The sequence below is a fragment of the Lactobacillus melliventris genome, assembly GCF_042679465.1.
Classification (GTDB): domain Bacteria; phylum Bacillota; class Bacilli; order Lactobacillales; family Lactobacillaceae; genus Lactobacillus; species Lactobacillus melliventris.
This window is the reverse complement of sequence record NZ_JBHTMT010000004.1, coordinates 119,256-140,787: the sequence shown is the minus strand read 5'-3', so window position 1 is coordinate 140,787 and position 21,532 is coordinate 119,256. Positions and strand designations below refer to the sequence as shown.

Annotated in this window: 17 protein-coding genes; 14 read left to right on the top strand and 3 right to left on the bottom strand. The window is 36.9% G+C overall.

What is annotated here, in order from left to right:
• The first annotated feature begins 48 nt into the window (after positions 1 to 48).
• The 9 genes from mngA (at position 49) to ACFQ32_RS05815 (ending at position 12,042) form a co-directional block, all read left to right on the top strand.
• The gene (gene mngA, locus ACFQ32_RS05855) at positions 49 to 1,953 is read left to right on the top strand and encodes a PTS 2-O-a-mannosyl-D-glycerate transporter subunit IIABC (RefSeq protein WP_046325520.1); all 1,905 of its coding nucleotides are present in this window, start codon (positions 49 to 51) and stop codon (positions 1,951 to 1,953) included.
• Entirely contained in the window at positions 1,946 to 4,543 is a 2,598-nt protein-coding gene (locus ACFQ32_RS05850; protein WP_046325519.1) for a glycoside hydrolase family 38 N-terminal domain-containing protein, read from the top strand. Before mngA ends, ACFQ32_RS05850 begins: the two co-directional genes overlap by 8 nt.
• Before the next feature lie 180 nt (positions 4,544 to 4,723).
• Positions 4,724 to 5,611, top strand: coding sequence for a metal ABC transporter solute-binding protein, Zn/Mn family (locus ACFQ32_RS05845; RefSeq protein WP_379907105.1), 888 nt, complete (start codon positions 4,724 to 4,726; stop codon positions 5,609 to 5,611).
• A 13-nt stretch (positions 5,612 to 5,624) separates the two neighbouring features.
• Complete coding sequence (locus ACFQ32_RS05840; RefSeq protein WP_046325517.1) at positions 5,625 to 6,776, top strand: SLAP domain-containing protein; 1,152 nt, start codon at positions 5,625 to 5,627, stop codon at positions 6,774 to 6,776.
• A 54-nt stretch (positions 6,777 to 6,830) separates the two neighbouring features.
• Positions 6,831 to 7,451: an ATP-binding cassette domain-containing protein gene (locus ACFQ32_RS05835; RefSeq protein ID WP_046325516.1), complete on the top strand. Its 621-nt coding sequence runs from the start codon at positions 6,831 to 6,833 to the stop codon at positions 7,449 to 7,451.
• On the top strand, positions 7,451 to 8,248 hold the full coding sequence (locus ACFQ32_RS05830; protein WP_046325515.1) for a metal ABC transporter permease: 798 nt from the start codon (positions 7,451 to 7,453) through the stop codon (positions 8,246 to 8,248). The genes ACFQ32_RS05835 and ACFQ32_RS05830 overlap by 1 nt, the downstream gene beginning before the upstream one ends.
• 158 nt (positions 8,249 to 8,406) lie before the next feature.
• Positions 8,407 to 9,636 carry a lactate oxidase gene (locus tag ACFQ32_RS05825; protein ID WP_046325514.1) on the top strand — a complete coding sequence of 410 codons (1,230 nt, stop codon included), beginning with the start codon at positions 8,407 to 8,409 and terminating at the stop codon, positions 9,634 to 9,636.
• A gap of 167 nt (positions 9,637 to 9,803) precedes the next feature.
• Positions 9,804 to 11,300, top strand: a complete 1,497-nt coding sequence (locus ACFQ32_RS05820; protein WP_046325513.1) for an ABC transporter substrate-binding protein/permease — start codon at positions 9,804 to 9,806, stop codon at positions 11,298 to 11,300.
• Positions 11,293 to 12,042 (top strand): amino acid ABC transporter ATP-binding protein, encoded by a 750-nt coding sequence (locus ACFQ32_RS05815; protein ID WP_046325512.1) that lies wholly within the window; start codon positions 11,293 to 11,295, stop codon positions 12,040 to 12,042. The genes ACFQ32_RS05820 and ACFQ32_RS05815 overlap by 8 nt, the downstream gene beginning before the upstream one ends.
• Before the next feature lie 177 nt (positions 12,043 to 12,219).
• On the opposite strand, the gene pepF is transcribed toward ACFQ32_RS05815, so the two are convergent.
• Positions 12,220 to 14,025 carry an oligoendopeptidase F gene (gene pepF / locus ACFQ32_RS05810; protein WP_046325511.1) on the bottom strand — a complete coding sequence of 602 codons (1,806 nt, stop codon included), beginning with the start codon at positions 14,023 to 14,025 and terminating at the stop codon, positions 12,220 to 12,222.
• 149 nt (positions 14,026 to 14,174) lie between these two features.
• Here pepF and ACFQ32_RS05805 point away from each other — a divergent pair, with 149 nt between their 5' ends.
• The 5 genes from ACFQ32_RS05805 to ACFQ32_RS05785 all read left to right on the top strand — a co-directional run bounded on the left by ACFQ32_RS05805 (position 14,175) and on the right by ACFQ32_RS05785 (position 18,670).
• The gene (locus ACFQ32_RS05805) at positions 14,175 to 15,356 is read left to right on the top strand and encodes an LCP family protein (protein WP_046325510.1); all 1,182 of its coding nucleotides are present in this window, start codon (positions 14,175 to 14,177) and stop codon (positions 15,354 to 15,356) included.
• A gap of 26 nt (positions 15,357 to 15,382) precedes the next feature.
• Positions 15,383 to 15,742 carry a hypothetical protein gene (locus tag ACFQ32_RS05800; RefSeq protein ID WP_046325509.1) on the top strand — a complete coding sequence of 120 codons (360 nt, stop codon included), beginning with the start codon at positions 15,383 to 15,385 and terminating at the stop codon, positions 15,740 to 15,742.
• A 115-nt stretch (positions 15,743 to 15,857) separates the two neighbouring features.
• Positions 15,858 to 17,405, top strand: coding sequence for an ABC-F family ATP-binding cassette domain-containing protein (locus tag ACFQ32_RS05795; protein WP_046325508.1), 1,548 nt, complete (start codon positions 15,858 to 15,860; stop codon positions 17,403 to 17,405).
• An 8-nt stretch (positions 17,406 to 17,413) separates the two neighbouring features.
• Positions 17,414 to 18,190, top strand: a complete 777-nt coding sequence (locus ACFQ32_RS05790) for a threonine/serine exporter family protein (RefSeq protein WP_046325507.1) — start codon at positions 17,414 to 17,416, stop codon at positions 18,188 to 18,190.
• A 3-nt stretch (positions 18,191 to 18,193) separates the two neighbouring features.
• The gene (locus ACFQ32_RS05785) at positions 18,194 to 18,670 is read left to right on the top strand and encodes a threonine/serine exporter family protein (RefSeq protein WP_046325506.1); all 477 of its coding nucleotides are present in this window, start codon (positions 18,194 to 18,196) and stop codon (positions 18,668 to 18,670) included.
• A 175-nt stretch (positions 18,671 to 18,845) separates the two neighbouring features.
• On the opposite strand, the gene ACFQ32_RS05780 is transcribed toward ACFQ32_RS05785, so the two are convergent.
• Together ACFQ32_RS05780 and ACFQ32_RS05775 are read right to left on the bottom strand one after the other, a co-directional pair.
• Entirely contained in the window at positions 18,846 to 19,556 is a 711-nt protein-coding gene (locus ACFQ32_RS05780) for a C39 family peptidase (RefSeq protein WP_046325505.1), read from the bottom strand.
• A 99-nt stretch (positions 19,557 to 19,655) separates the two neighbouring features.
• Positions 19,656 to 21,233, bottom strand: coding sequence for a multicopper oxidase family protein (locus ACFQ32_RS05775; protein WP_046325504.1), 1,578 nt, complete (start codon positions 21,231 to 21,233; stop codon positions 19,656 to 19,658).
• Positions 21,234 to 21,532 lie beyond the last annotated feature (299 nt).

Below are 21,532 nucleotides of genomic sequence, written 5' to 3'. Positions count from 1 at the left end.
CGCTAACAAATAAAGTGACATTTTATTGGCATAAGGGAGGTTATGAGAATGAAATTATCGCAAGGTACTTCTACTAAATTAATAATACTTGATAAAAAAGTCACCTGTAAAGATAAAGCTTTCAAGCTGTTAGCAAGTAAATTTTTTGATGAAGGGGTTATTAGTTCCAAAAAAGAATTTATTAAGGCAGTTTATACAAGAGAAAAAGAATCACCTACAGGCTTAGAAAACGGAATAGCTATTCCTCATGGAAAATCTTCAACTGTAAAAAAAGCCCAATTTGCAATTTTAAGGACGTTGGATCCAATTGAAGATTATAAAAGTTTAAAAGAAAACAATAAAGTAAAATTGATATTCATGATGGCTATTCCCGAAAATGGATCAGAAGAGCATTTAGATGTGTTATCAACTTTAGCGACTAAGCTGATAAATCAGCAGTATCGCCAAAAAATAATGATGGCTAAAACGCCAGAAGAGATTATTAGTCTACTCGATAATACAAATGATACAAAATTGATACAAAGTCCAATAGAAAATAATAAAGATTCTTACGTTGCTGTTACTGCTTGTGCGGCAGGTATTGCACATACATATATGGCTGCTGAAGCATTGGTGACAGAAGCAAATAAAGAAAATATTTCAATGTATGTTGAAAAACAAGGAGCTAAAGGTGTTGAAAACCGTCTAACTGTCAAACAGATTCAGAATGCTAAAGCTGTTATATTAGCTCATGATGTTACTTTAAACGGAACTGATAGATTTAAAGGCAAGCCAATTTTAGATATTCCAGTAGCTGAACCTATAAAAAATGCACATGATGTCATTTCTAAGGCTAAAGAAATAAGCAAAAATTATAAGTTCACAAAAAACAATGTCGCAAACAATACATTAAATTTGAAGAAGAATTGGAAGACTGAAATTAAAGATTCAGTGCTAACTGGAATATCTTACATTATTCCAATAATTATTGCAGGTGGAATGATATCTGCCATTACGATGCTGATAGTGCAATTATTTGGGTTACAAGCACTTTCAAAAAATCCAACTAGTTGGATATCTTTACTTAAAGCATTGGGTGGAAATTTACTTAGTGTTTTAATGATACCTATTCTTTCAGCGTATATGGCTTACTCTATTGCAGATAAACCAGCTTTAGGACCTGGATTTGCTGGTGGACTTGCCGCGAATATGATTAGTAGTGGGTTCTTGGGTGGTATGCTTTCAGGTTTAATTGCTGGTTATTTAATGAAATGGATGAAAAAAAACATTCATACAGATGGGGCATTTTCAGGTGTAATTACATTTTGGTTATACCCGGTGGTTGGTTCACTTATAACTGGTTGTCTAATGCTATTTTTAGTAGGAAAGCCAATTGCTTGGTTGAATAGTAGTTTAATAAATTGGTTAAATAATTTGGCTGGAACCAATGCAATATTACTAGGAGCAATTATTGGTTGTATGGTTTCGTTTGATCTAGGTGGACCAGTAAATAAGGCTGCATATGCATTCTGCTTGGGGGCAATGGCAAACGGAAACTTCGTGCCATATTGCGTTTTTGCTTCAACTAAAATGGTTAGTGCATTCACGACAACTCTCGTTTGTTTGCTAAAAAAAGATTTAGTAACATCCGAAGAAAGAAAAATTGGTAATCAAACGTGGATACTTGGATTAGCTGGTATAACAGAAGGGGCAATTCCATTCGCTATGGCAGATCCGGTAAGAGTAATATCTTCTTATGTAATTGGTTCTGCAGTCACAGGGGCTATTGTTATGTACTATTCTATTGGACTAAATGTCCCAGGTGCTGGCATTTTTTCAATGCTTTTTTTAAAGAACGGTGTAAGTGCTTGGCTAAATCCAATAATTTGGTTAGTTGCAGCATTAATCGGTACGCTTATTTCAACAATTATACTGATATTTTTAAAAACAAAAAGGAGAAATAAAAATGCATAAAAGAGAAATATACGTTGTACCACATTTTCATTGGGACAGAGAATGGTATTTTTCAACAGAAGAATCTCAAGTATTATTAGTAAAAGATATGGAAGAAATACTTGATAAACTAGCAGATGATCCTGATTATAAAGCATATGTTTTAGATGGACAAACAGTAGTATTAGAGGACTACTTGTCAGTGTGCCCTGAAAATTTTAATCGTATTAAAAAGTTTGTACAAGAAGGGCGGCTTAAGGTTGGTCCTTGGTATACACAGACTGACGAAAATATTGTCAGTGGAGAATCTTTAACTAGAAACTTATTATATGGCTTTAAGGATAGCCATAAGTTTGGAAATCCAATGATGATAGGCTATGTTCCAGATCCATTTGGTCAAAGTGCTCAAATGCCAATGATATTAAATCAATTCCAAATAAAAAAGTCTCTATTTTGGAGAGGTTTTTCAGATTCTAAAGGGACAAATAGTAGTGAATTTTATTGGAAAACTGATAATGGTTATAAGGTTTTAGCAGAAAATTTCCCATTAGGTTACGCAATAGGTAAATATTTAGAAACCGATTCTAAAAAATTAAAAGATAGGATGGACAAAATCTTTGATATATTGGATTCAAGAGCATTTGGTAAGTATGAATTATTACCAAATGGTCATGATCAAATGCCAATTCAAAAAAACATTGATTATATTATAAAAAAACTAAATAAGTTATATCCAGACCGTCATTTTTGCCTAAGTGATTTTGAGACTTTCTTTGATAAAATTTCTAGTGAACAAGATTTGCCAACTGTACAAGGTGAGATGTTGGACGGAAAAATAAGTCGAATTCATAGAAGTATTTATTCAACTAGAATGGATTTAAAAGAGCAAAATACAAAAATAGAGAATGAAATTACTAATTTACTCGAACCTTTGGCCAGTCTTGCCAAAAGTTTGGGCTTTTCATATGAACATGGATTAATTGAATCGATTTGGAAAGGCTTAATGAAAAATCAGGCTCACGATTCAATTGGAAATTGTGTTAGTGACGAAGTTAATAAGGAAATCGGACTTCGGTATATGGTTACGCAACAAAAAGTTGAAAGTCTTATAAAACTATATATCAGATTAATTAGTGAATCAATTGATCAAGCTAAATCATCCCCGCATCTAGTGATATTTAATTTAAACAAAGAAAGAAGAAAAAAACTAGTTACAGCTACTATTGTAACAAAAGAAGATTGTTTCACTTTGACTGATTCTGCAAATAATTTGGTACCTTTTGATGTAATATCTCATGAATTTTTAAATCCTGGCTTAGTAGATCGACAACTAGTTGCAAATAATAACTATCAGCCGTTCCATAAGTTTACAATTGAATTTGAATATACTTTTGATGGGATGGGCTATGAAATGTTAAACATAGTACCAGATAAAAATGAAGTAATGTCATATGGTCATAAAGTTGATGAAATTAATACAAGATTTTACGGCATCACATTTAATAATAACGGTGCTATTAATATTAAAAATAAAGAAACAGGTAAAACTAATAGTAATATTATAATCCTTGAAGATTCAGCTGACGTTGGTGATGAATATGATTATTCACCTTTGAAAGGGGATAGTTCTTTATATTCTGTTAACAGTTCGTCTAATGTTTGCATAAATATAATGGAGTATAAAAATAGTTATCATGCAGAAATAAAATATGATTGGTCGATACCCAAAGATGTTGAAAGTCGCCAAAAGAAAGTAAATAATGGACTCATAAAAGTAAAAATAGGATTAACAGTTTCTAAGTTTAGTAAAAATATATCGGTAAATTTAAATATTGATAACCAGGCAAAAGAACATCGATTAAGATTACTAATTCCGACTAATATCAAATCTAAGTTTTCTATTGCAGATAATCAATTTGGAAAAATTAAACGTCCTGTTATTGATCCGAATCTAAAAAATTGGAAAAAAGAAAACTGGTGTGAAAGACCTGATACAATATTTCCTTTTCTTACTTATATTTCTTTGACAGATTCAAATACTACCTTTTCAGTATTTACAAATTCTTCAAGAGAATATCAAGTTGCTGGAAAAGATTATGATTGTATTGCAATCACATTATTCAGAAGTATTGGTCAGTTAGGAAAGCCTAATTTGATGAGACGTCCAGGTCGGCCATCTGGTATTGAAGTTTCTACCCCAGATAGTGAAATGATAGGTAATCTATTCTTAGATTTTGCTTTGAGAATAGATAATGAAAAATTTGAAAAATGCGAGATAGCTCGGGAAGCAAAACAATATCTGACACCAATTTTATCTTATAATTTAAACGGATATTACGCATTAAAACTTAATGATACAGGTAAAAAATTAAAAAACAGTTTGAGAATAAACGTAAATAAAATGCTAGGTGATTTACAATACGGAGTAATTTCTACAATTAAATTAAGTGAAAATAATAAAAATTTCTTATATAGAGTTTATAATCCAACTGACCGAAAACTAAAAATACCTCAAGAATTTGATCAATTTACTTTAGATGAAAATGAAAAAAATAATAATCAAATATATTTAATGCCGAACGAAGTAATTACACTGGGAACAAAAATCTAAATTATGTTGTATTCAGATCTATGCTAAATATTTTGTCTATATGATGCACTGCTTTTAAAGTAGTGCATCTTTAGTGTATAATGGTTATTAATTGTAAGTAACTTTGGTTTTTTACTGCAATTAATAAGTTGCCGTGTTAATTAAGATAACACTTCAAAATGAAAAGGAATGACAACATTAGTGAAATTTACTAGATTAAAAAAGATATTTACTGCAATTACCTTATTGGGTTTGGTTCTTTTGACGTTAGGTGCTTGTTCACAGAAACCACATAAAAGTAATAAAATTACTATTATGACCACTACAAATATTTATTCTGACATTGCTCAAAATGTAGTGGGCAAATATGGTAAGGCAGAAGCAATAATTACCAAGTCATCTGTTGATCCCCATGACTTTCAACCTACCACCAATGATGCTAAAGCATTATCAAATGCTGACATAGTAGTGGAAAATGGCTTAGGTTATGACAGCTGGATGGACAAATTGGCTGCTTCAGTTGATAAAAAGCCGGTGCGCGTTGGTGAAGACCTAATGGGCTTAAAAAAAGGTGATAATCCTCATATCTGGTTTGATTTGACTATGCCTACTAAGTATGTTAATTACTTAGTAAAGCGGCTCAGTAAAAAAGATCCGGAGCATGCTCGTTATTACCGTAAAAACGGGAAAAAGTATTTAGCCCAGATTGCTCAAATTCAGAGATCTGCTGCTAAATTAAATCATCAGGTTAAAAAACCGATTTATGTTAGTGAGCCTGTTTTTGATTATGCCTTAGAATCTGTTAATATTAAAGTGGCAAACAAGGATTTTGAGAAAGCAATTCAAAACAATACTGACCCTAGTCCAGCTTCTGTTCAAAAAATGACTGAAGGGATTAAAAAACAAAAAATTGCATTTTTTGTGGACAATGAACAGACATCTAGTTCAACTGTTACTAACTTTTTGAAACTGGCTCAAAAACAAAATATCCCTGTTTTAAAAGTAAGGGAAACAATTCCGGATAATACAAATTATTTAGATTGGATGAAGGATAATTATCAAAACTTGGCTAAAGTAGCCCGAAAGTAGTTATTATGAGGCGATGAAAATGAAGAAATTAATTGCTGTTTTGGCATTGGGAGCAACTGTTACAACTATGGCAGTGCCACAGCCGGTAACAGTTCAGGCTGGTACAATTAATGACACTGCAAAACAAAATAGTTATAGCGGTGTAACATTTGCGGAACAAATATTGGCGCAAGAAGGTATTAAATATAATGACTTTACTGCTGCCAATCCAATTAATTATCGTAACGGCAAGCCCGAAGGTGTAGTTATTCACGAGACTGCTACGCCTAATGCTACAGCACGCAATGAAGCTATTTATTTTAATCGTGAGTGGATGAATATTTACTCCTATGTTCATGCTTTTGTGGATAAGACTGGCGTTATTCAGATGACGACTCCTGATTATGGCGTTTGGGGTGCAGGTCCTGTAGCCAATAATCGTTTTATTCAAGTGGAATTATGTGAGGAAAATAATCTTGCTGATTTTGCCAAAGGTGTCAACAATGATGCTGTTTATGTGGCGCAGCTTTTGCACAAATATAATTTGGTACCGGATAATGCCGTTCATGATGGTAAAGGTACAATTTGGTCTCATCATGCTGTATCTACATTTTTAGGCGGAACTGATCATACTGATCCAGATGGTTATTTTGCCAAATGGGGTTACTCAATGGATGACTTCTTTGATCTGGTTAAATATTATTATGATCAAGGGGCATCAGCAATACCTACTGCTCCTGTTGGTAGTAGTCCGGTAGCTACACAGGTTCCAGCACCGACAACACCTGTTGCACCCGCTAAAAAACCTGCAGTTTTGCCTAAGCCGGTTGCTACCAGGACTTTGATGCATAATGCACTCGTTTATGATGAAAATGGGCTAGCAACGGATTTACCAACTAAAAAAGCCGGTTCCAAGCTAACTATTTATGGTAATCTAACAATTAATAAACGGAAATATTTACAAATAGGTATTAATGAATACGTTGTAGCCAGCAATGTAGAAGGTAAACTTCGACTCTTAGGGCATAATGCCTATATTTATGACGGTAATGGCCAGCGGGTTGGCACAAATAAGCTGTATCGTGGAAACTATGTCCGCACGTATGGCGGCCGCGTAAAAATTATGGGTCGTAAATATTACCCCATTGATGTTAATCAATTCGTCAAGGTGGGCAATTTTAAATAATAAAAGTGGGAATAATGCAAATTGTCTGATATTTTAGAAGTCACTAATCTCTCAATGAGGTTTGACAAAAATACTGTTTTCAATAATTTGAATTTTAAATTAGAAAAGGGTTCACTTACTGCCCTTTTAGGCCCAAACGGCACAGGGAAAACGACTCTAATTAATATTTTAATGGCTATTTTGACACCTAGTGCAGGTAAATTTAAGTTTGCGGATGATGTTCGGCTGGGGTATGTGCCTCAGTTTCGCAACATAGACGCGGAATATCCGTTATCAATCGAAGCTTTTGTGGGTCTAAATGCCCCTGTTATCAAAAATAGTGCAACTAAGAAGGCAATAAAAAAGCAACTAGAGGAAACTAACCTGTATCAAATTAAAGATACTCGGATGGGCGAGGCTTCTGGTGGTCAAAAGCAAAGAGCTTATTTAGCACAAGCTTTGCTGGATAATCCGAACATGATTATTTTAGATGAAGCTACAGCAAGTCTTGATCCTGTTGCTAAGGATGAATTGATGAAATTAATCAAGCATTTGAATGCGAAACATAAAATAACGGTCTTGTTTGTGACACATGATGTGACATTAGCTCACAAGTATATGCAAAATTATTTATATTTAAACCATGGTCAAATTGAACATGGCGAGATGTCTCAATTTAAGGAGGCATATGAATAATGTTTGCCTACGGCTTTATGCGTAATGCCTTTCTGGCAAGCACCTTTATTGCCATAACTTGTGGTACAGTTGGTGTCTATGTAGTTGCGCGCAATTTTAGTTTTTTAGCACATACACTGTCTGAAATTGGTTTTGCTGGAGCTGCGTTTGCAGTTTGGCTCGGAATTGGACCATTGTGGGGGATGCTGTTATTTACTCTGTTGGGTTCGATTAGTGTGGGTGAACTGTCGCTTCACAGCGAGCAAAAAGAATCCTCAATCAGTGCAATTTCAGCTTTATTTACGGGCTTGGGAGTTCTTTTTCTGGCAATTTCCGGTGCAAACAGCAATTACGCTACTAACATTCTGTTTGGCAGCATTATCGGGGTTGACCATCAAGGCGTAATTCAACTAATAGTCTTATCCGTAATAGTGTTATTAATGATTTTTAGTATTCAGCGCCCACTAAACTTTGATTCTTTTGACCACATTGGCGCTCTTGCTCATGGGGTAAAAACCGGAACAGTCAGCGTGATTTTTTTAATAGCTTTAGCAATGTCTGTTTCAATTGGTGCACAAATAGTGGGCTCTCTTTTAGTATTTATTTTATTGACTTTGCCACCCGCTACTGCTAATTATCTGGGTAAAACTATCCCGTCAATGATCGCTTGGTCTGTCTTTTTTGCTTTAATCGGCGTTTGGCTTGGGTTATATCTGGGTTACATTACTAATTTACCTGTAACCTTCTTTATTGCTGTGATTGAAGTAGCAATTTATCTTGTTACTTACTTCACTCACATCATTAAGCATAAGTTATAGTAAAACTGGTTAAAAGGATAAAACAGCTATTATTTTTGTGAAAAATTTATAGTATAATCCCTGTTATTTAAACTTTTCTTTTAAAAATTCACTAACTTTTGTATGCATTTACATGTATAATAAAAAGCGGAAATAATAATAAAGAAGGAGTCTTAATAATGACATACTATTATAATGGTTTTCCACAAAGCGAACGTAATGAAGCTTTAAATATGGTCAACCTCGATGAACTTGAGGAACGGGCAAAGGAAGTTATGCCTGAAGGAGCATATTACTATATTGCTTCGGGATCTGAAAATGAATGGACTTGGCGTAACAACACTACTGCTTTCAACCATTTTCAAATTGTACCGCGTGCTCTGACCAACATGGATCATCCGCAATTAGATACTGAATTTATGGGCATGAAATTGAAAACACCGGTGATGATCTCACCTATTGCTTGTCATGGTATTGCTCATAAAGATGCAGAAATTGCTACCCAAAAGGGGGCAGCAGCTGCTGGTGCACTCTTTTCATCCAGTACATATGCAAATAAGAGCGTTGAAGATATTGCTGCTGCAGCTCCAGATGCACCGCGCTTTTTCCAGCTTTACCTCAGTAAAGACTGGGACTTTAACCAAATGGTTTTTGATGCAGTTAAGAAAGCCGGCTATAAAGGAATTTTCCTGACAGTTGATGCGCTGATCTCTGGCTTCCGTGAAGCTAACCTTAGAACTAACTTTGCTTATCCTGTACCCCTAGATTTCTTTACTCGTTACCAAGGAGCAAAGGGTGAAGGTCAAACTGTAGCTCAAATGTATGCTTCATCGGCGCAAAAGATTGGCCCGCAAGATGTTAGACGTATCAAGGAAATGTCTGGCTTACCAGTATTTATTAAAGGTGTTGTTTGTGCTGAGGATGCTTATATTGCTATGGGTGCTGGTGCTGATGGTATTTATGTTACTAACCATGGTGGCCGTGAGGTAGATTGTGGCCCCGCAACAATTGACATGTTGCCAGAAATTGCGAAAGCTGTTAATCACAGGGTTCCGATTGTCTTTGACTCCGGCGTTCGTCGTGGTTCGCACGTCTTTAAGGCTTTGGCACTTGGAGCTGATATGGTGGGTATTGGCCGTCCATATCTATATGGTCTAGCACTTGGTGGTGCCAAGGGTGTTCAATCTGTTATTGAACAACTTAACCAAGAACTGTTAATTGATATGCAATTAACTGGCTGCAAGACAATCGACGATGTTAAACATGCTAAGATTACTCATATTAATTATACGGCTGATAACTTAAAGTCAAATACTGATCCTTCAAGAGTTAAGCCATATCCTGTGACTGCTGAAAACCAGCTGAAAAATAATGGTTCAGATGCTGTAACCGGAGCTTCTCAAGCTTAATTAATTTAAAATGTAAATAGTAAAATCGCTCTATATACTAGTTGCTCTTACTAATAAATAGAGCCTTTTTTATTAATTAAAAAAATATTGTTGTTAAGTAATAGTTGTAATTCTTTTTTTATATCTTTATAATTGTCATAATAAAAATAAAATTTAGGAGGAAAACTATGAAGAAAGCGTGGAAATTGCTTGAAACTTTGTTGATAGCAGTCATAATGCTAACCCTGTTACCCCAAACTGCAGCAGCTGCTGCTAAAGGACAAACTGAACAAAGAACTGACAATTATCTACGAAAAGTCCGACAAAAAGGTGAGCTAGTCATGGGGACTAGTCCAGATTATCCTCCTTATGAATTTGTCAAAAATATTAACGGCAAATCTAAAATAGTAGGTATGGATGTTGAAGTAGGGCAAAAAATTGCTCATGATATTGGTGTTAAACTCGTAGTGCGGTCAATGGACTTCGACTCTCTTTTGGTCGGACTTGAAACTGGAAAAGTTGATATGGTCATTGCCGGAATGAATGCAACACCTAAAAGGGCTCAAAGTGTTGCCTTTAGTCAACCATATTATAGAAGTGATCAAAAATTACTGATAAGAACAGAAGATAAGGGCAAATATCATAATTATAAGTCTTTTGCCGGCAAATCAATTGGTGCCCAAACTGGCAGCATGCAGGCGACAATGCTTAAAAAACAAGCCAAAAATGTCAAACTTAAAACTATGGATAAAGATAACGACTTGGTTTTAGGACTAAAAACGCATAAGGTTGATGCTGTGTCTGTTGACAAGGCAACGGCTGAGGCTTTTGCTCAAAATACGGCTGACGTGATGGTAATTCCGGCAGGTCTAAAGACCGAGTCATCTGCAACCTCTATTGCTTTTCATAAAGGAGCTAATAGTTTAGTCAAAGCTGCTAATAAATCAATTGCGGAGATTAAGCAAAAAGATTTAATCAATAAGAAGTATTTGCCAAAAGCCGGCAATTACTTAACAGGTGGTAAGTCGAAAAAAGAAGTTAAAGCCTCCAATTCAATGTGGGCTTATAAAGACTTCTTTATTGCGGGAGTTGGCTATACCTTACTTATTTCCGCAATTTCTGTCTTTTTCGGTTTCTTATTAGGTGCGATACTGGCATTTATGCGCTTAGGACACAATCAAATTGCCCGTTCGCTTGCGACAGCGTATGTGGAATTTATCCGTGGTACACCGTTAATGGTGCAATTACTCTTTATTTATTTTGGCTTAGGGGTAGTGATAAATATTCCGGCTTTACTGTCTGGTATAATTGCAGTTTCCCTTAACTCTGCAGCTTATGTAGCAGAGGTAATTCGCTCGGGTATTAATTCGATTGCTGTGGGCCAGACAGAGGCTTCTCGTTCTTTAGGCTTGTCACGGACAGCAACGATGCGTTACGTTATTATGCCGCAAGCAATGAAAAATATTTGGCCGGCTCTGGGAAACGAATTTGTTTCTCTAATCAAGGAAAGTTCCATAGTTTCGGTAATAGGCGTCAAAGATTTGATTTATCAGTCACGGGTGGTCCAGGCTGATACCTATCGTGGAGTTATGCCATTGGTAATCACAATGATCTTATACTTTATCATTACTTTTGGTTTATCCAGCCTAATGAAAGTATTTGAAAGGAAAATGAATCATGACTAACGCAAAACCTGTAATTAAAGTCGAACACTTGCAGAAAAAGTTTGGCAGTAATGAAGTCCTAAAAGATATCAATGCGCAAGTAAATGAAGGTCAGGTTATCTGTTTAATTGGTCCTTCAGGTGCTGGTAAAAGTACGTTTTTGCGGTGCTTAAATTTACTGGATCAACCATCTTCCGGCAAAGTGATTTTTGAAGATAAAGAATTAACTGCTTTAAGTGAAGACCAACTTGATAAATTGCGTGAAAGAATGGGCATGGTTTTTCAGCAGTTTAACTTGTTTCCTCATATGAGCATTATTGAAAATATCAAATTGGCACCTATGAAGGTAAAAGGAATGAGTGACAGTGATGCTAAAGCTAAGGGACTTGAGCTATTAGATCAAGTAGGTCTGGCTGACAAGGCAGACGCTTTTCCAACCAGCCTTTCCGGCGGCCAGCAGCAAAGGGTTGCTATTGCCCGTGCTTTGGCAATGGATCCCGAAGTAATGCTCTTTGACGAACCCACTTCAGCGCTTGACCCAGAAATGGTAGGCGAGGTATTGAAGGTAATGCAGGATTTGGCCCAGAAAGGGATGACAATGGTCGTTGTGACTCACGAAATGGGCTTCGCCAAGAATGTTGCAGATGAAGTATGGTTTATGGCTGACGGCTATATTCAAGAAAAAGCTGGACCGCAACAATTCTTTGCGCAGCCGCAAACTCCGCGTGCCCAGGACTTTTTAGCCAGAGTATTGGAAGCATAAACATTTTAAAATTAGTCTACCTGCTGGCAATTCAGCCAAATAACGTAGTATTAAAGGTAAAGCATAAAAAGTTATGCAATTTAAAACCCACTTTCAGTTAAAGAGAAAGTGGGTTTTGATGTAAGAAATTATGATTTACATATCAGTTATATTATTTGTCAGCGAAACTTGCAAGTGTTATTTAAAATTATTTTGGACAATTTCCTTAAATTCAGCTAGCCGCTTGGCAAAAGTGGCGAAAGCGTCTTCCAAATAATCAGGCTTAGTCATGTCAACCCCTGCTTTTTTCATGATTTCAACCGGGTAGTCGCTGGAACCTGCTTGCAAAAAGCTGATGTATGCTTTTCTTTGCTCAGCAGTACCATGCACAACATTATTGGCCAGAGCAGTGGCAGCAGCAAAGCCTGTAGCATACTGGTAAACGTAGAAATTATAATAGAAATGAGGAATTCTGGCCCATTCTTTAGCAATTGCTCCTCCTGGCTCAACTGCATCACCATAATAGCGCTCATTTAATTTGCCGTACATGTCGTCTAAACGGTCGGCAGTTAAAGGTTCACCTTCAGCATCCAGTTCATGAATGCGCTGTTCAAACTCAGCAAACTGCGTTTGTCTAAATAAAGTTCCTTTGAAAGAGTCCAAATAATAATTTAGAACAAAAGCGCGGGTTTTAGGGTCAGTGATATGTGCTAAAAAGTATTCTGTTAGAATATTTTCGTTCGTAGTTGACGCAATTTCAGCAACAAAGATAGGATAATCACCATAAACGTATGGCTGGCTTTGTCTGGTATACATACTGTGGACGGAATGACCAGTTTCATGAACCAGTGTATATAAGGAATCAACGTTATCTTCCCAGTTGAGTAGTTCATATGCATCAGTATCATAGCAGCCGCCAGAATATGCACCGGTAGCCTTGTTCTGTGATTCAACTACATCGATTACCCGATTATTAAAAATGTAGTCAACCTGCTTTAAATAATCCTCACCTAATGGTCGTAGAGCTTTTTTAGCCTCTTTTTTGGCTTGATCAAAGGTGTAAGTTAAAGCTGGTTTGCCTGTTAACGGAACATACATGTCCCACATTTGTAAATCGTTCAAGCCTAAAATTTGTTTGCGTAAAGCCACATAGTCATGAAGAAGGTTTAAGTGCTGGTCTACCTCGCTAATTAAAGTATCGTAAACAACTGTTGGTACACCATTTTCGTTCATTGCACATTCGCGTGCTGATTGATAATGATGAACACGGGCATTATAGTTGTGTTCCTTTACTGCACCAGAAAGGGTAGCAGCTAGAGAATTTTCAAACTGACCGTATGTGGCGTACATTGAATCGAATGCATCTTTTCTTACTGCACGCTTTTGAGATTGGATCAATAAAGAATATAGGCCGTCAGAAAGCTGCACCATTTCCCCGTCATCATTTTGGGTGTAACCATATTCCATGTCTGAATTAGTCAACACGTTATAAGTATTGTCAGAAGCAGACAATGCATCCCCAGCATCTGCAATCAGTTTCTCTTCCTTTGCGGACAAAGTATAAGGCCGCATTCTGGTAATCCGATCAAGTAAATGATTGTAGTTGACCAATCTTGGTTCTTCTTGTTTAAAGGCTGCTAATTTTGCGGTAGAAACACTTAAAATTGCAGGGTTCATAAAAGAAGTGGCTGCTTCAAATTGACTGGCTAATCCTTGTACTTGAGCAACATAACCTAAATAGTGTGCGTTTCCTGTGTCAACATCACTGGCTAAAGTAGCATAAGAGTAAACTTTTTCCAGTCTTCTGCTAAGAGCTAAAATTTTAGTTATCCCATTATATAATGATGTACCTGATGTAACAAAATTTTCTTTCAAGGTGCTTAAAACTGGTATTTCTTTTTTAAGACGTGTATATTCATCTTCCCAGTCAGTATCTGCTTTAAATATTCTAGTTAGGTCCCATTTTAGATTTGCGGGAACTTCACTTCGTTTAGGAATTGACATTTAAAATCTCCTTTTTTGATATATATAATTAAATTATACTAAAGAATAAAAAATAAGATATTATTAATTATAATTGATATTATTTTAATTCAAGTTTGAAAGTGTTAAAAATAATAGATGGAAAAATACGAAAGGGATTAAATAGAGGAATGGATCCAAATTCAAAACGCAGAGAAGATTACCATAAAGGACATTCTTCTCTAAATCTTCATCGTAATCATGCTCTAGCAGAACCAACCAAAGCATTCAAGGGCAGCGTTTTCGCACGGATTTGTGGTATTGTGGCCGTTTTTTGTGTTTGCTTGGGTCTGGCTTGGGCAGCTCACATGTATTTTGCTCTGCACAGCGCAATTGATGGTGATAGTGGCAACTATGCCACATCTGCTCGTATTGCTAACAGACAACCAATCTCAGTTTTGATTCTTGGGGTTGATCAAGGACTTGAAGGAAGACATGATAAGGGCAACTCGGATACTTTGATTTTGGCTACTGCTAACCCGGCTAAGAATAAAGCAACAATGACTTCTATTCCTCGTGATACCCTTGCTAATATTTTAGGTGATCCGGGAAACAAGTACAATATGTTTCGGGTTAATTCAGCCTATGGAATTGGCGGCAGTTCTGCTTCTATGAAAACTGTTGCGGCTTTAATTGGTGTTCCCATTCATTATTACGTAGAAGTTAACATGAAGGCGCTAAAAAGCTTAGTCGATGCCGTTGGCGGTGTTGATGTTAAAGTCCCGTTTAAGTTTTCATATGATTGGTGTGATTTTCATAAAGGAAAGCAACACCTAAACGGACGTCATGCTGTTGCTTATGTTAGAATGCGCCATGATGATCCTCGAGGCGATTACGGTAGGCAAATGCGCCAAAGGCAAGTAATTACCGCAGTTGTCCACAAGGCTATCTCTGTCGATTCAATAACTAATTACCGCAAACTGGTTAAGATCTTTTCGAAATATGTTAAAACCAATCTTACTTTTAATGATATGTTAGCCTTAGCTTTGACATATCGTGGTTGTTCCCAAAATATTTCCAGCGGTTATATTCAAGGACATGATGCTTGGATTAACGGTTCTTCTATTCAGGTGGCATCTACTAAAGAACTACAGAAGGCCTCTGACAAGATCCGGACCAATCTTGACTTGGATAAAAAAATATTGGATAATGATGAAACGAAGCTCAACAGGCTGAATGAGCAGAACAATAACATTAAATGGCAGGATCCAAGTCCGTTTACTAACTATCAGATTTACCGTTCAGTAGTAACTGATGAGTCAAGTAGCAGTTCGGGTGGAACTGGAACAAGTGGAATTAATTCTGGTCAATAAGTGTTCTCAGCAAAGGAGGATAAAATATGCGTAAGCAATCTGTGATTTTAGTTGTTTATGGTGTGATATCAGCTTTTATTGCTTTTATTGCCGCAATTTTCATCTGCTTACGCACATTGCACTGGTCTTTACCGGTTGCTGTTTTAGTGGCTAGCATATTTGCCTTATTTTTCTTTGCTCTTTCATGGTTTCGGGGTCATGCTTCCGTTGAAATAAAGCGGATTGCAAGTAAATATCACTTATCTGATAAGGATTTAGCCGAAATTACGGGAATGAAAGCAAGTGATTTTCCAATATATAATAACAAGTTGCAATTAATTTTGCCTAAGCGCTATTGGCCAAAAATATTGGATGCCTTGCAGAAATATGAACAAGAAAGAATGTAAAAGTGGGCAACTGCCCACTTTTTTATTGCATGCGTTTACAAATTAAATTGATAGACAAAACAACTGCTTTACTTTTTACCAGTACTACTTATCTTACTATTTAGGGAGATGCATAATGAGTTTATTAACAGTTAAAAATTTAGGACAAGGTTTTGAGGATAAAACTTTGTATGAAAATGCCAGTTTCGTTCTCAATAAAGAAGACCATATGGGTGTCACTGGCCAAAATGGGGTTGGCAAATCCACTTTGATTAAAATTTTAACTGGTGAAATGCTGCCTGATGAAGGTCAAATTAAATGGCAAAATAAGGTAGCAGTTGGTTATCTCGATCAGTATGCTAAATTGCAGCAAGGCGTGACGATTCGGCAGTTTTTGCGCACAGCTTTTGCTCCCCTTTATCAAAAAGAACAAGAATTAAACACACTTTATGAGCAATATGCAACTGAAGGAGCTGATTCCCTACTCGCAAAAGCGGGTAAACTGCAAACTTACTTAGAGGAAAATAACTTTTATAATATTGATACAGAAATTGAACGTGTTGCTTCTGGCTTAGGCCTGGCTGAATTGGGATACGATCATGATGTGAGCCAATTGTCAGGTGGTCAAAGATCAAAAATCATTTTAGCTAAATTGCTGCTGCAAACTCCGGCTGTTTTACTGTTAGATGAACCAACTAACTACTTAGATGTTGTTCATATTGACTGGCTGGTTGATTATTTGAATGATTTTGAGGGTGCTTTTATTGTTGTTAGTCATGATTATGACTTTTTAAACAGAATTGCCAACTGCATTATTGATATTGATCTGGGCACAATCACGCGTTATACCGGTACATTAAAGCAGGCAATGAGGCAAAAAGAAGCTAATCGGGAAACTTACATGAAGGCCTATACTAACCAGCAACGCAAAATTGCTAAAACGGAAGCATATATACGTAAAAATAAGGCTGGAACCCGGTCGAAAATTGCCAAATCACGGGCGCGTCAGTTGGCAAAGATGGAAGTGCTGAATCCGCCCAAAAGCAATCATAAACCGCATTTTGCATTTCCTTATGTAGCAACAGCAGCCAATTTACTTTTGCAAACACAGGATTTGGTTATCGGCTATGACCAGGCGCTGGTAAAAGAAGCTTTTAATTTTTCAGTTGGAAATAATGAAAAAGTTGCCATTACTGGCTTTAATGGGATTGGTAAAACCACGTTATTAAAAACGTTGCTGGGGCAATTAGAACCCATTTTCGGCACCTATAAATTATCAGAAACTGCCAAGATTGCTTACTTTAAGCAGGAATTGACCTGGACTAATAATAATATGACCCCTCTGCAATATCTGCAGGAAAATTTTGAACAGATTAAGCCTAAAGAATTAAGAGGCGCTCTGGCAAAATTAGGTGTTACCGCTCAGCAGGCAATGAGTCCTTTGAAAAAATTATCGGGTGGTGAGCAAGAAAAGGTTAAACTGGCAAAAATGTTGTTTGAACCTGCTAATTTATTATTTTTAGATGAGCCTACCAACCATTTGGATCGTGATGCAAAAGATGCACTTAGGCAAGCTATCGTTAAGTTTCCTGGCGGAGTCATTATCGTTAGTCACGAACGAGACTTTTTCCAAGGTAACTGGGTTGACAAAACTATTGATATTGAAACGATGAATAAACTTTGAGGTGAAAAATGAGTGCTGAACAAAGTGAACTGTTTTACCAGGATTTACTTGATACCTGTTTAACTGCCGGTGAGCTAATGATAGAAGGGGGCAGTGAAATGTATCGCGTTGAAGATACAATGCTGCGAATTGCCAAAAGTGCCGGAGAACCCGATCCGCGAGTCTTTGTGGTACCAACAGGAGTTTTTATGAGTCTCGACCACGGCAATTATTGTCAGAGTATTTTAGTACATGAACGCAATATTAATCTTGAGTTGGTTGATCGGATTAACTCATTATCGCGCGCTTTTGCGGATAAAAAAATCACTTTGCAAGAAGTTAAAAGGGAAGTAGATAAAATTGCCCACGGTGGTTTTCCCACATTTCCCTTGTGGCTGCAAACTATTGGCGCTGCAGTTTTAAGTGCCACGCTGATGGTAATGTTTATGAATAATTATGACTGGGTTGATTTTCCGGGCGCAGCTTTCGTTGGAGCAATCGGATTTCTCTCTTTTTATTATTTTAAGCGTTTTACCAACGTCAAGTTTTTGGCTGAACTGGTTGCTGCCCTGGTTATGACAGTTGTAGCAGCTGGTTTAGTTAATCTTTTTCCCAAAATGATTATTGACAATATTTTAACTGGAGCGTTGATGCCACTAGTGCCGGGTCTGGCATTGACTAACGCTCTGCGCGATTTGTTTAAAGGTGATATTCTTTCAGGAATGGCGAAAATTTGTGAGGCCTTGCTCACGGCCTTTGCGTTAGGCGGTGGAGTTGGTATTGTGTTAAAGTTTTTAGGAGCATAAAAAATGCCTTTTTGGTTAGAAATAGTAATTAACGTTGCCTTTGCTTATTTAGCTTCTGTTGGTTTTGCCCTAACAATCAATGTTCCGCGGCGAGTGCTTAATTTAGCTGGTGTGAGCGGTATTATTAGCTGGATTATCTATTGGCTGGCAATGAGAGCATCAATGGGACGGCTACTTTCAAACTTGCTTGGTTCTTTTGCCATTGGCATTTTAGGAATAGTTTTTGCCAGGATAAAAAAGTGTCCGGCTACTGTCTTTTATATTCCGGCAATTGTGCCCTTAGTACCTGGAGTTCCTGCTTATCAGGCGGTGCGAGAACTAACCTCGGGCAACTTGAGTGGAGCTAATGATGCGGTTTTACGTGTAATAATAGTAACCGGCTCAATTGCTCTCGGGATGCTTTTATCAAGTATGTGTGTGGAAATCTTTTTCAGGATAAAAAAATTTTACAAACATCATTCGAATAAGTATAATAATTAATGCGAGTCGACAAAAACGCGAGATGCGTATTTGTGTGAGGACACCCGCCTTAAGTGGCAGGCACGGGAAGTGCTGGTGGTTGACCAACCTGATGTGAACAGAAGTAGTCACCTGTTATTAATAACGGGCCTCGATTTGAAAAAGAGCAGATTCTTAATTGAATCTGCTCTTTTTTCTATTCCAGATATAATGCCTGTTTTCCTTGCTGATTATAACTTTTCTCCAAGTTTTGCCACGGAACCTTTTTATTTTTGGTGCCAAAAGGATCATTTACGTAAACAATACGTTCTTTTTTATCAAAGCCGGTAATAACACAAGCATGAGAAGATGGTGTTACCTGAACTTCACCTTGAGCTGTTTGCCATGTTTGCATATCGCTAACATGATTAAAATTGGTCGTTGTAATGATTAGCACAGGATGACCATCAGAAACTAATTTCATTACTTGAATAAAATCATGATTAGTAAAGTTTTTAATCCGATTAGTGTATTTTAGTCCTATTTGTTCTAAAGGCTCATTATAAACGCACCAGCCAGCATTTGCTTGGCTCATATAACCAACAAAACCCACATGGGGATTACCCCGGTATTTGCCATCATCCGTGTAAGAAGATACATGCTTGATATTTTCGGATAAGTTTAGTTTATTTACCTTGATACCATAATACTGTAACAGCATTGACAAGGAAGTCACTTCGCAACCATTTGGCAGTTCCGGGTACTGGTTTTCTAGTGGAACATCCAGTTTTTGAGCGGATTTCAGGGTAACCCAGTCATAGCGATCTTTAAAACTATTAGAATTAAGGCCGCTAAAAATTACACCTAAGAGAACGAGGCCTAGGAATATCAATAAAATAGCTTTAATGGAAAATCTTTTCTTCTTCATAAAGCTATTTAAACATAGATTGTTTCTTAAAAGCAAAAAATCGTTCAAATAAATGAACGATTTTTGTAAAATTAACTAATTCTTTAGTGAAAGTAGAAATTAGTGGTGAGTTGCGCCTGACAGAGCGTCAAGACTGTGGTCTTCACCTTTAACTGCCATACCTTCAACGTCCATACCTGGGCAGAAGACTTCATCTTCTGGAACGCCTCTTTCTTCAGCAAAAGCTTTAGTTAGAGTTTCCATGTCCATCAAATGAAATTTCTTGTCTGGGTGTTTTGGATCAACAATTTGAATTTGCGCCATCATACCGGCATCTTCGTGCTCGATAATGTGGCAGTGGTACATGAAGACACCAGTGTTTTGGAAGTAAACCTTTATGCGAACTGTTTCTTGAGGTGCTACTTCGATAGTGTCCTTGTAAACTCCTCTTTCGTTTGGATATGGTTCTTTACCGTTACGTGATACAACCAGGAAGTGAGCACCGTGAGTGTGGAATGGGTGCAACATGCCGTTAACTTTATCGTTAGTGTTAGTTACGTCCCAGTATTCAGCATTCATCAATTCCTGCTTCATGTCAATTCTTTCCATTGAGAACAACTTGCCGTTGATCATGTTGTGGTTATCCATAGTAACATGAGGCACTGGTGAGTTAGGGTTAACAACTGGATCATATGGTTTGAATAAAGTATCAGGAATTACGCTATCATCTTTTTCATAACTGTGAATTCTGAATTCAACCAGCTTGAAGTCGTCAGTGTAAAGGTTGACAACATCGCCTTCTTTATAATTGCTGAAATCAACAACTACTTGTTGACGCTCACCCGGTCCAATTAAGACTTTAGTCAATTTAACTGGGTGCTCCAAGAATGAGTCGTCACCGGCGATTTGGGTCATTACCAAGTCATCGCTAAAGTGCAGGCGCCATTCACGACGGTTAGAACCACCTAAGAAGAGCAAACGTACTTTTTGAGTAGTGACATCAACGTATGGACGAACAACACCATTGATGATTGGAGTGTCGCCAAAGATGCCCATTGCGTTGTAGTCTGCCTTGTAGTCAAATTGGTTGTCTTCGTGGAAAATACGGTCTTGCAAAATAATTGGGAACTCATCCTTGCCGTAAGTCTTAGGAATTGGCAGTTTAGCTTCGTTAGCATCAGTAATAACAACGCCCATAGCTAGTCCCATCCAAACTTGCATGGCAGTTGATGGACATGGGTGAGCATGCAGCCAAGTTAAAGCTGCTGGTTGTTTAACTATGAAGTCAATGTGCTTTTCTTCACCTGGGTAAACTGGTGAGTGACAAGCACCATCGTTACCAGGACCTGAAAGTTCCATACCGTGCCAGTGGTAAGTAGTCAATTCTGGCAAGCTGTTCTTCAAAGTTACGTGAACATGTTGACCTCTGGTCAAAACCATGGTCTTACCCAGAACTGGGAAGTTGTAACCCCATGTGTGAGTCTTTTTCCCTGGCAAAAATTGGAAGTCGCCTTCTTGAGAATCGATTGTGTACCAAACATCGTTATTTTCTTGTTTATCAGGTTCTAATACTGGAGGAACAATCAAAGGTTGAGCTTCAACGCCTTCAGGAATATGAAGATCTTTATATCCCATTTGGTGGTTTTTATCAAAATCTTCAGAATTATAGAAATAATCTGTGTAAACTTTATCTGACATATTCGTCTACCTTTCAGTTAAAAAATTTAGTGAAAAATTTTTAGTTACATGTTAAATTTACTCTATGTGAAAACGCTTGTAAAGTAGATAAGTCTATGTTTTTTTGATAAATTTTTATAAAAGCGCTTTTGCAAAATTTCAAGGGCTAAAGCGTTATTTAATATTTACAAAAATAGTGCGTAGCTTTCGTTTTCTTTAAACTAAATAATTGCAAAAATATTATAAAATAACCCTGAGCAGAAAAAAATGTTTTTTAAAAATTATTTTTAAAAGAAATAAAATAAATTGTTTTTGAACCA

Excerpts from the sequence above, each read along its gene's own strand:
- mngA (WP_046325520.1), top strand. The coding sequence starts at position 49 with ATGAAATTATCGCAAGGTACTTCTACTAAATTAATAATACTTGATAAA.
- ACFQ32_RS05850 (WP_046325519.1), top strand. The coding sequence starts at position 1,946 with ATGCATAAAAGAGAAATATACGTTGTACCACATTTTCATTGGGACAGA.
- ACFQ32_RS05840 (WP_046325517.1), top strand. The coding sequence starts at position 5,625 with ATGAAAATGAAGAAATTAATTGCTGTTTTGGCATTGGGAGCAACTGTT.
- ACFQ32_RS05835 (WP_046325516.1), top strand. The coding sequence starts at position 6,831 with ATGAGGTTTGACAAAAATACTGTTTTCAATAATTTGAATTTTAAATTA.
- ACFQ32_RS05830 (WP_046325515.1), top strand. The coding sequence starts at position 7,451 with ATGTTTGCCTACGGCTTTATGCGTAATGCCTTTCTGGCAAGCACCTTT.
- ACFQ32_RS05825 (WP_046325514.1), top strand. The coding sequence starts at position 8,407 with ATGACATACTATTATAATGGTTTTCCACAAAGCGAACGTAATGAAGCT.
- ACFQ32_RS05820 (WP_046325513.1), top strand. The coding sequence starts at position 9,804 with ATGAAGAAAGCGTGGAAATTGCTTGAAACTTTGTTGATAGCAGTCATA.
- ACFQ32_RS05815 (WP_046325512.1), top strand. The coding sequence starts at position 11,293 with ATGACTAACGCAAAACCTGTAATTAAAGTCGAACACTTGCAGAAAAAG.
- pepF (WP_046325511.1), bottom strand. The coding sequence starts at position 14,025 with ATGTCAATTCCTAAACGAAGTGAAGTTCCCGCAAATCTAAAATGGGAC.
- ACFQ32_RS05805 (WP_046325510.1), top strand. The coding sequence starts at position 14,175 with ATGGATCCAAATTCAAAACGCAGAGAAGATTACCATAAAGGACATTCT.
- ACFQ32_RS05800 (WP_046325509.1), top strand. The coding sequence starts at position 15,383 with ATGCGTAAGCAATCTGTGATTTTAGTTGTTTATGGTGTGATATCAGCT.
- ACFQ32_RS05795 (WP_046325508.1), top strand. The coding sequence starts at position 15,858 with ATGAGTTTATTAACAGTTAAAAATTTAGGACAAGGTTTTGAGGATAAA.
- ACFQ32_RS05790 (WP_046325507.1), top strand. The coding sequence starts at position 17,414 with ATGAGTGCTGAACAAAGTGAACTGTTTTACCAGGATTTACTTGATACC.
- ACFQ32_RS05785 (WP_046325506.1), top strand. The coding sequence starts at position 18,194 with ATGCCTTTTTGGTTAGAAATAGTAATTAACGTTGCCTTTGCTTATTTA.
- ACFQ32_RS05780 (WP_046325505.1), bottom strand. The coding sequence starts at position 19,556 with ATGAAGAAGAAAAGATTTTCCATTAAAGCTATTTTATTGATATTCCTA.
- ACFQ32_RS05775 (WP_046325504.1), bottom strand. The coding sequence starts at position 21,233 with ATGTCAGATAAAGTTTACACAGATTATTTCTATAATTCTGAAGATTTT.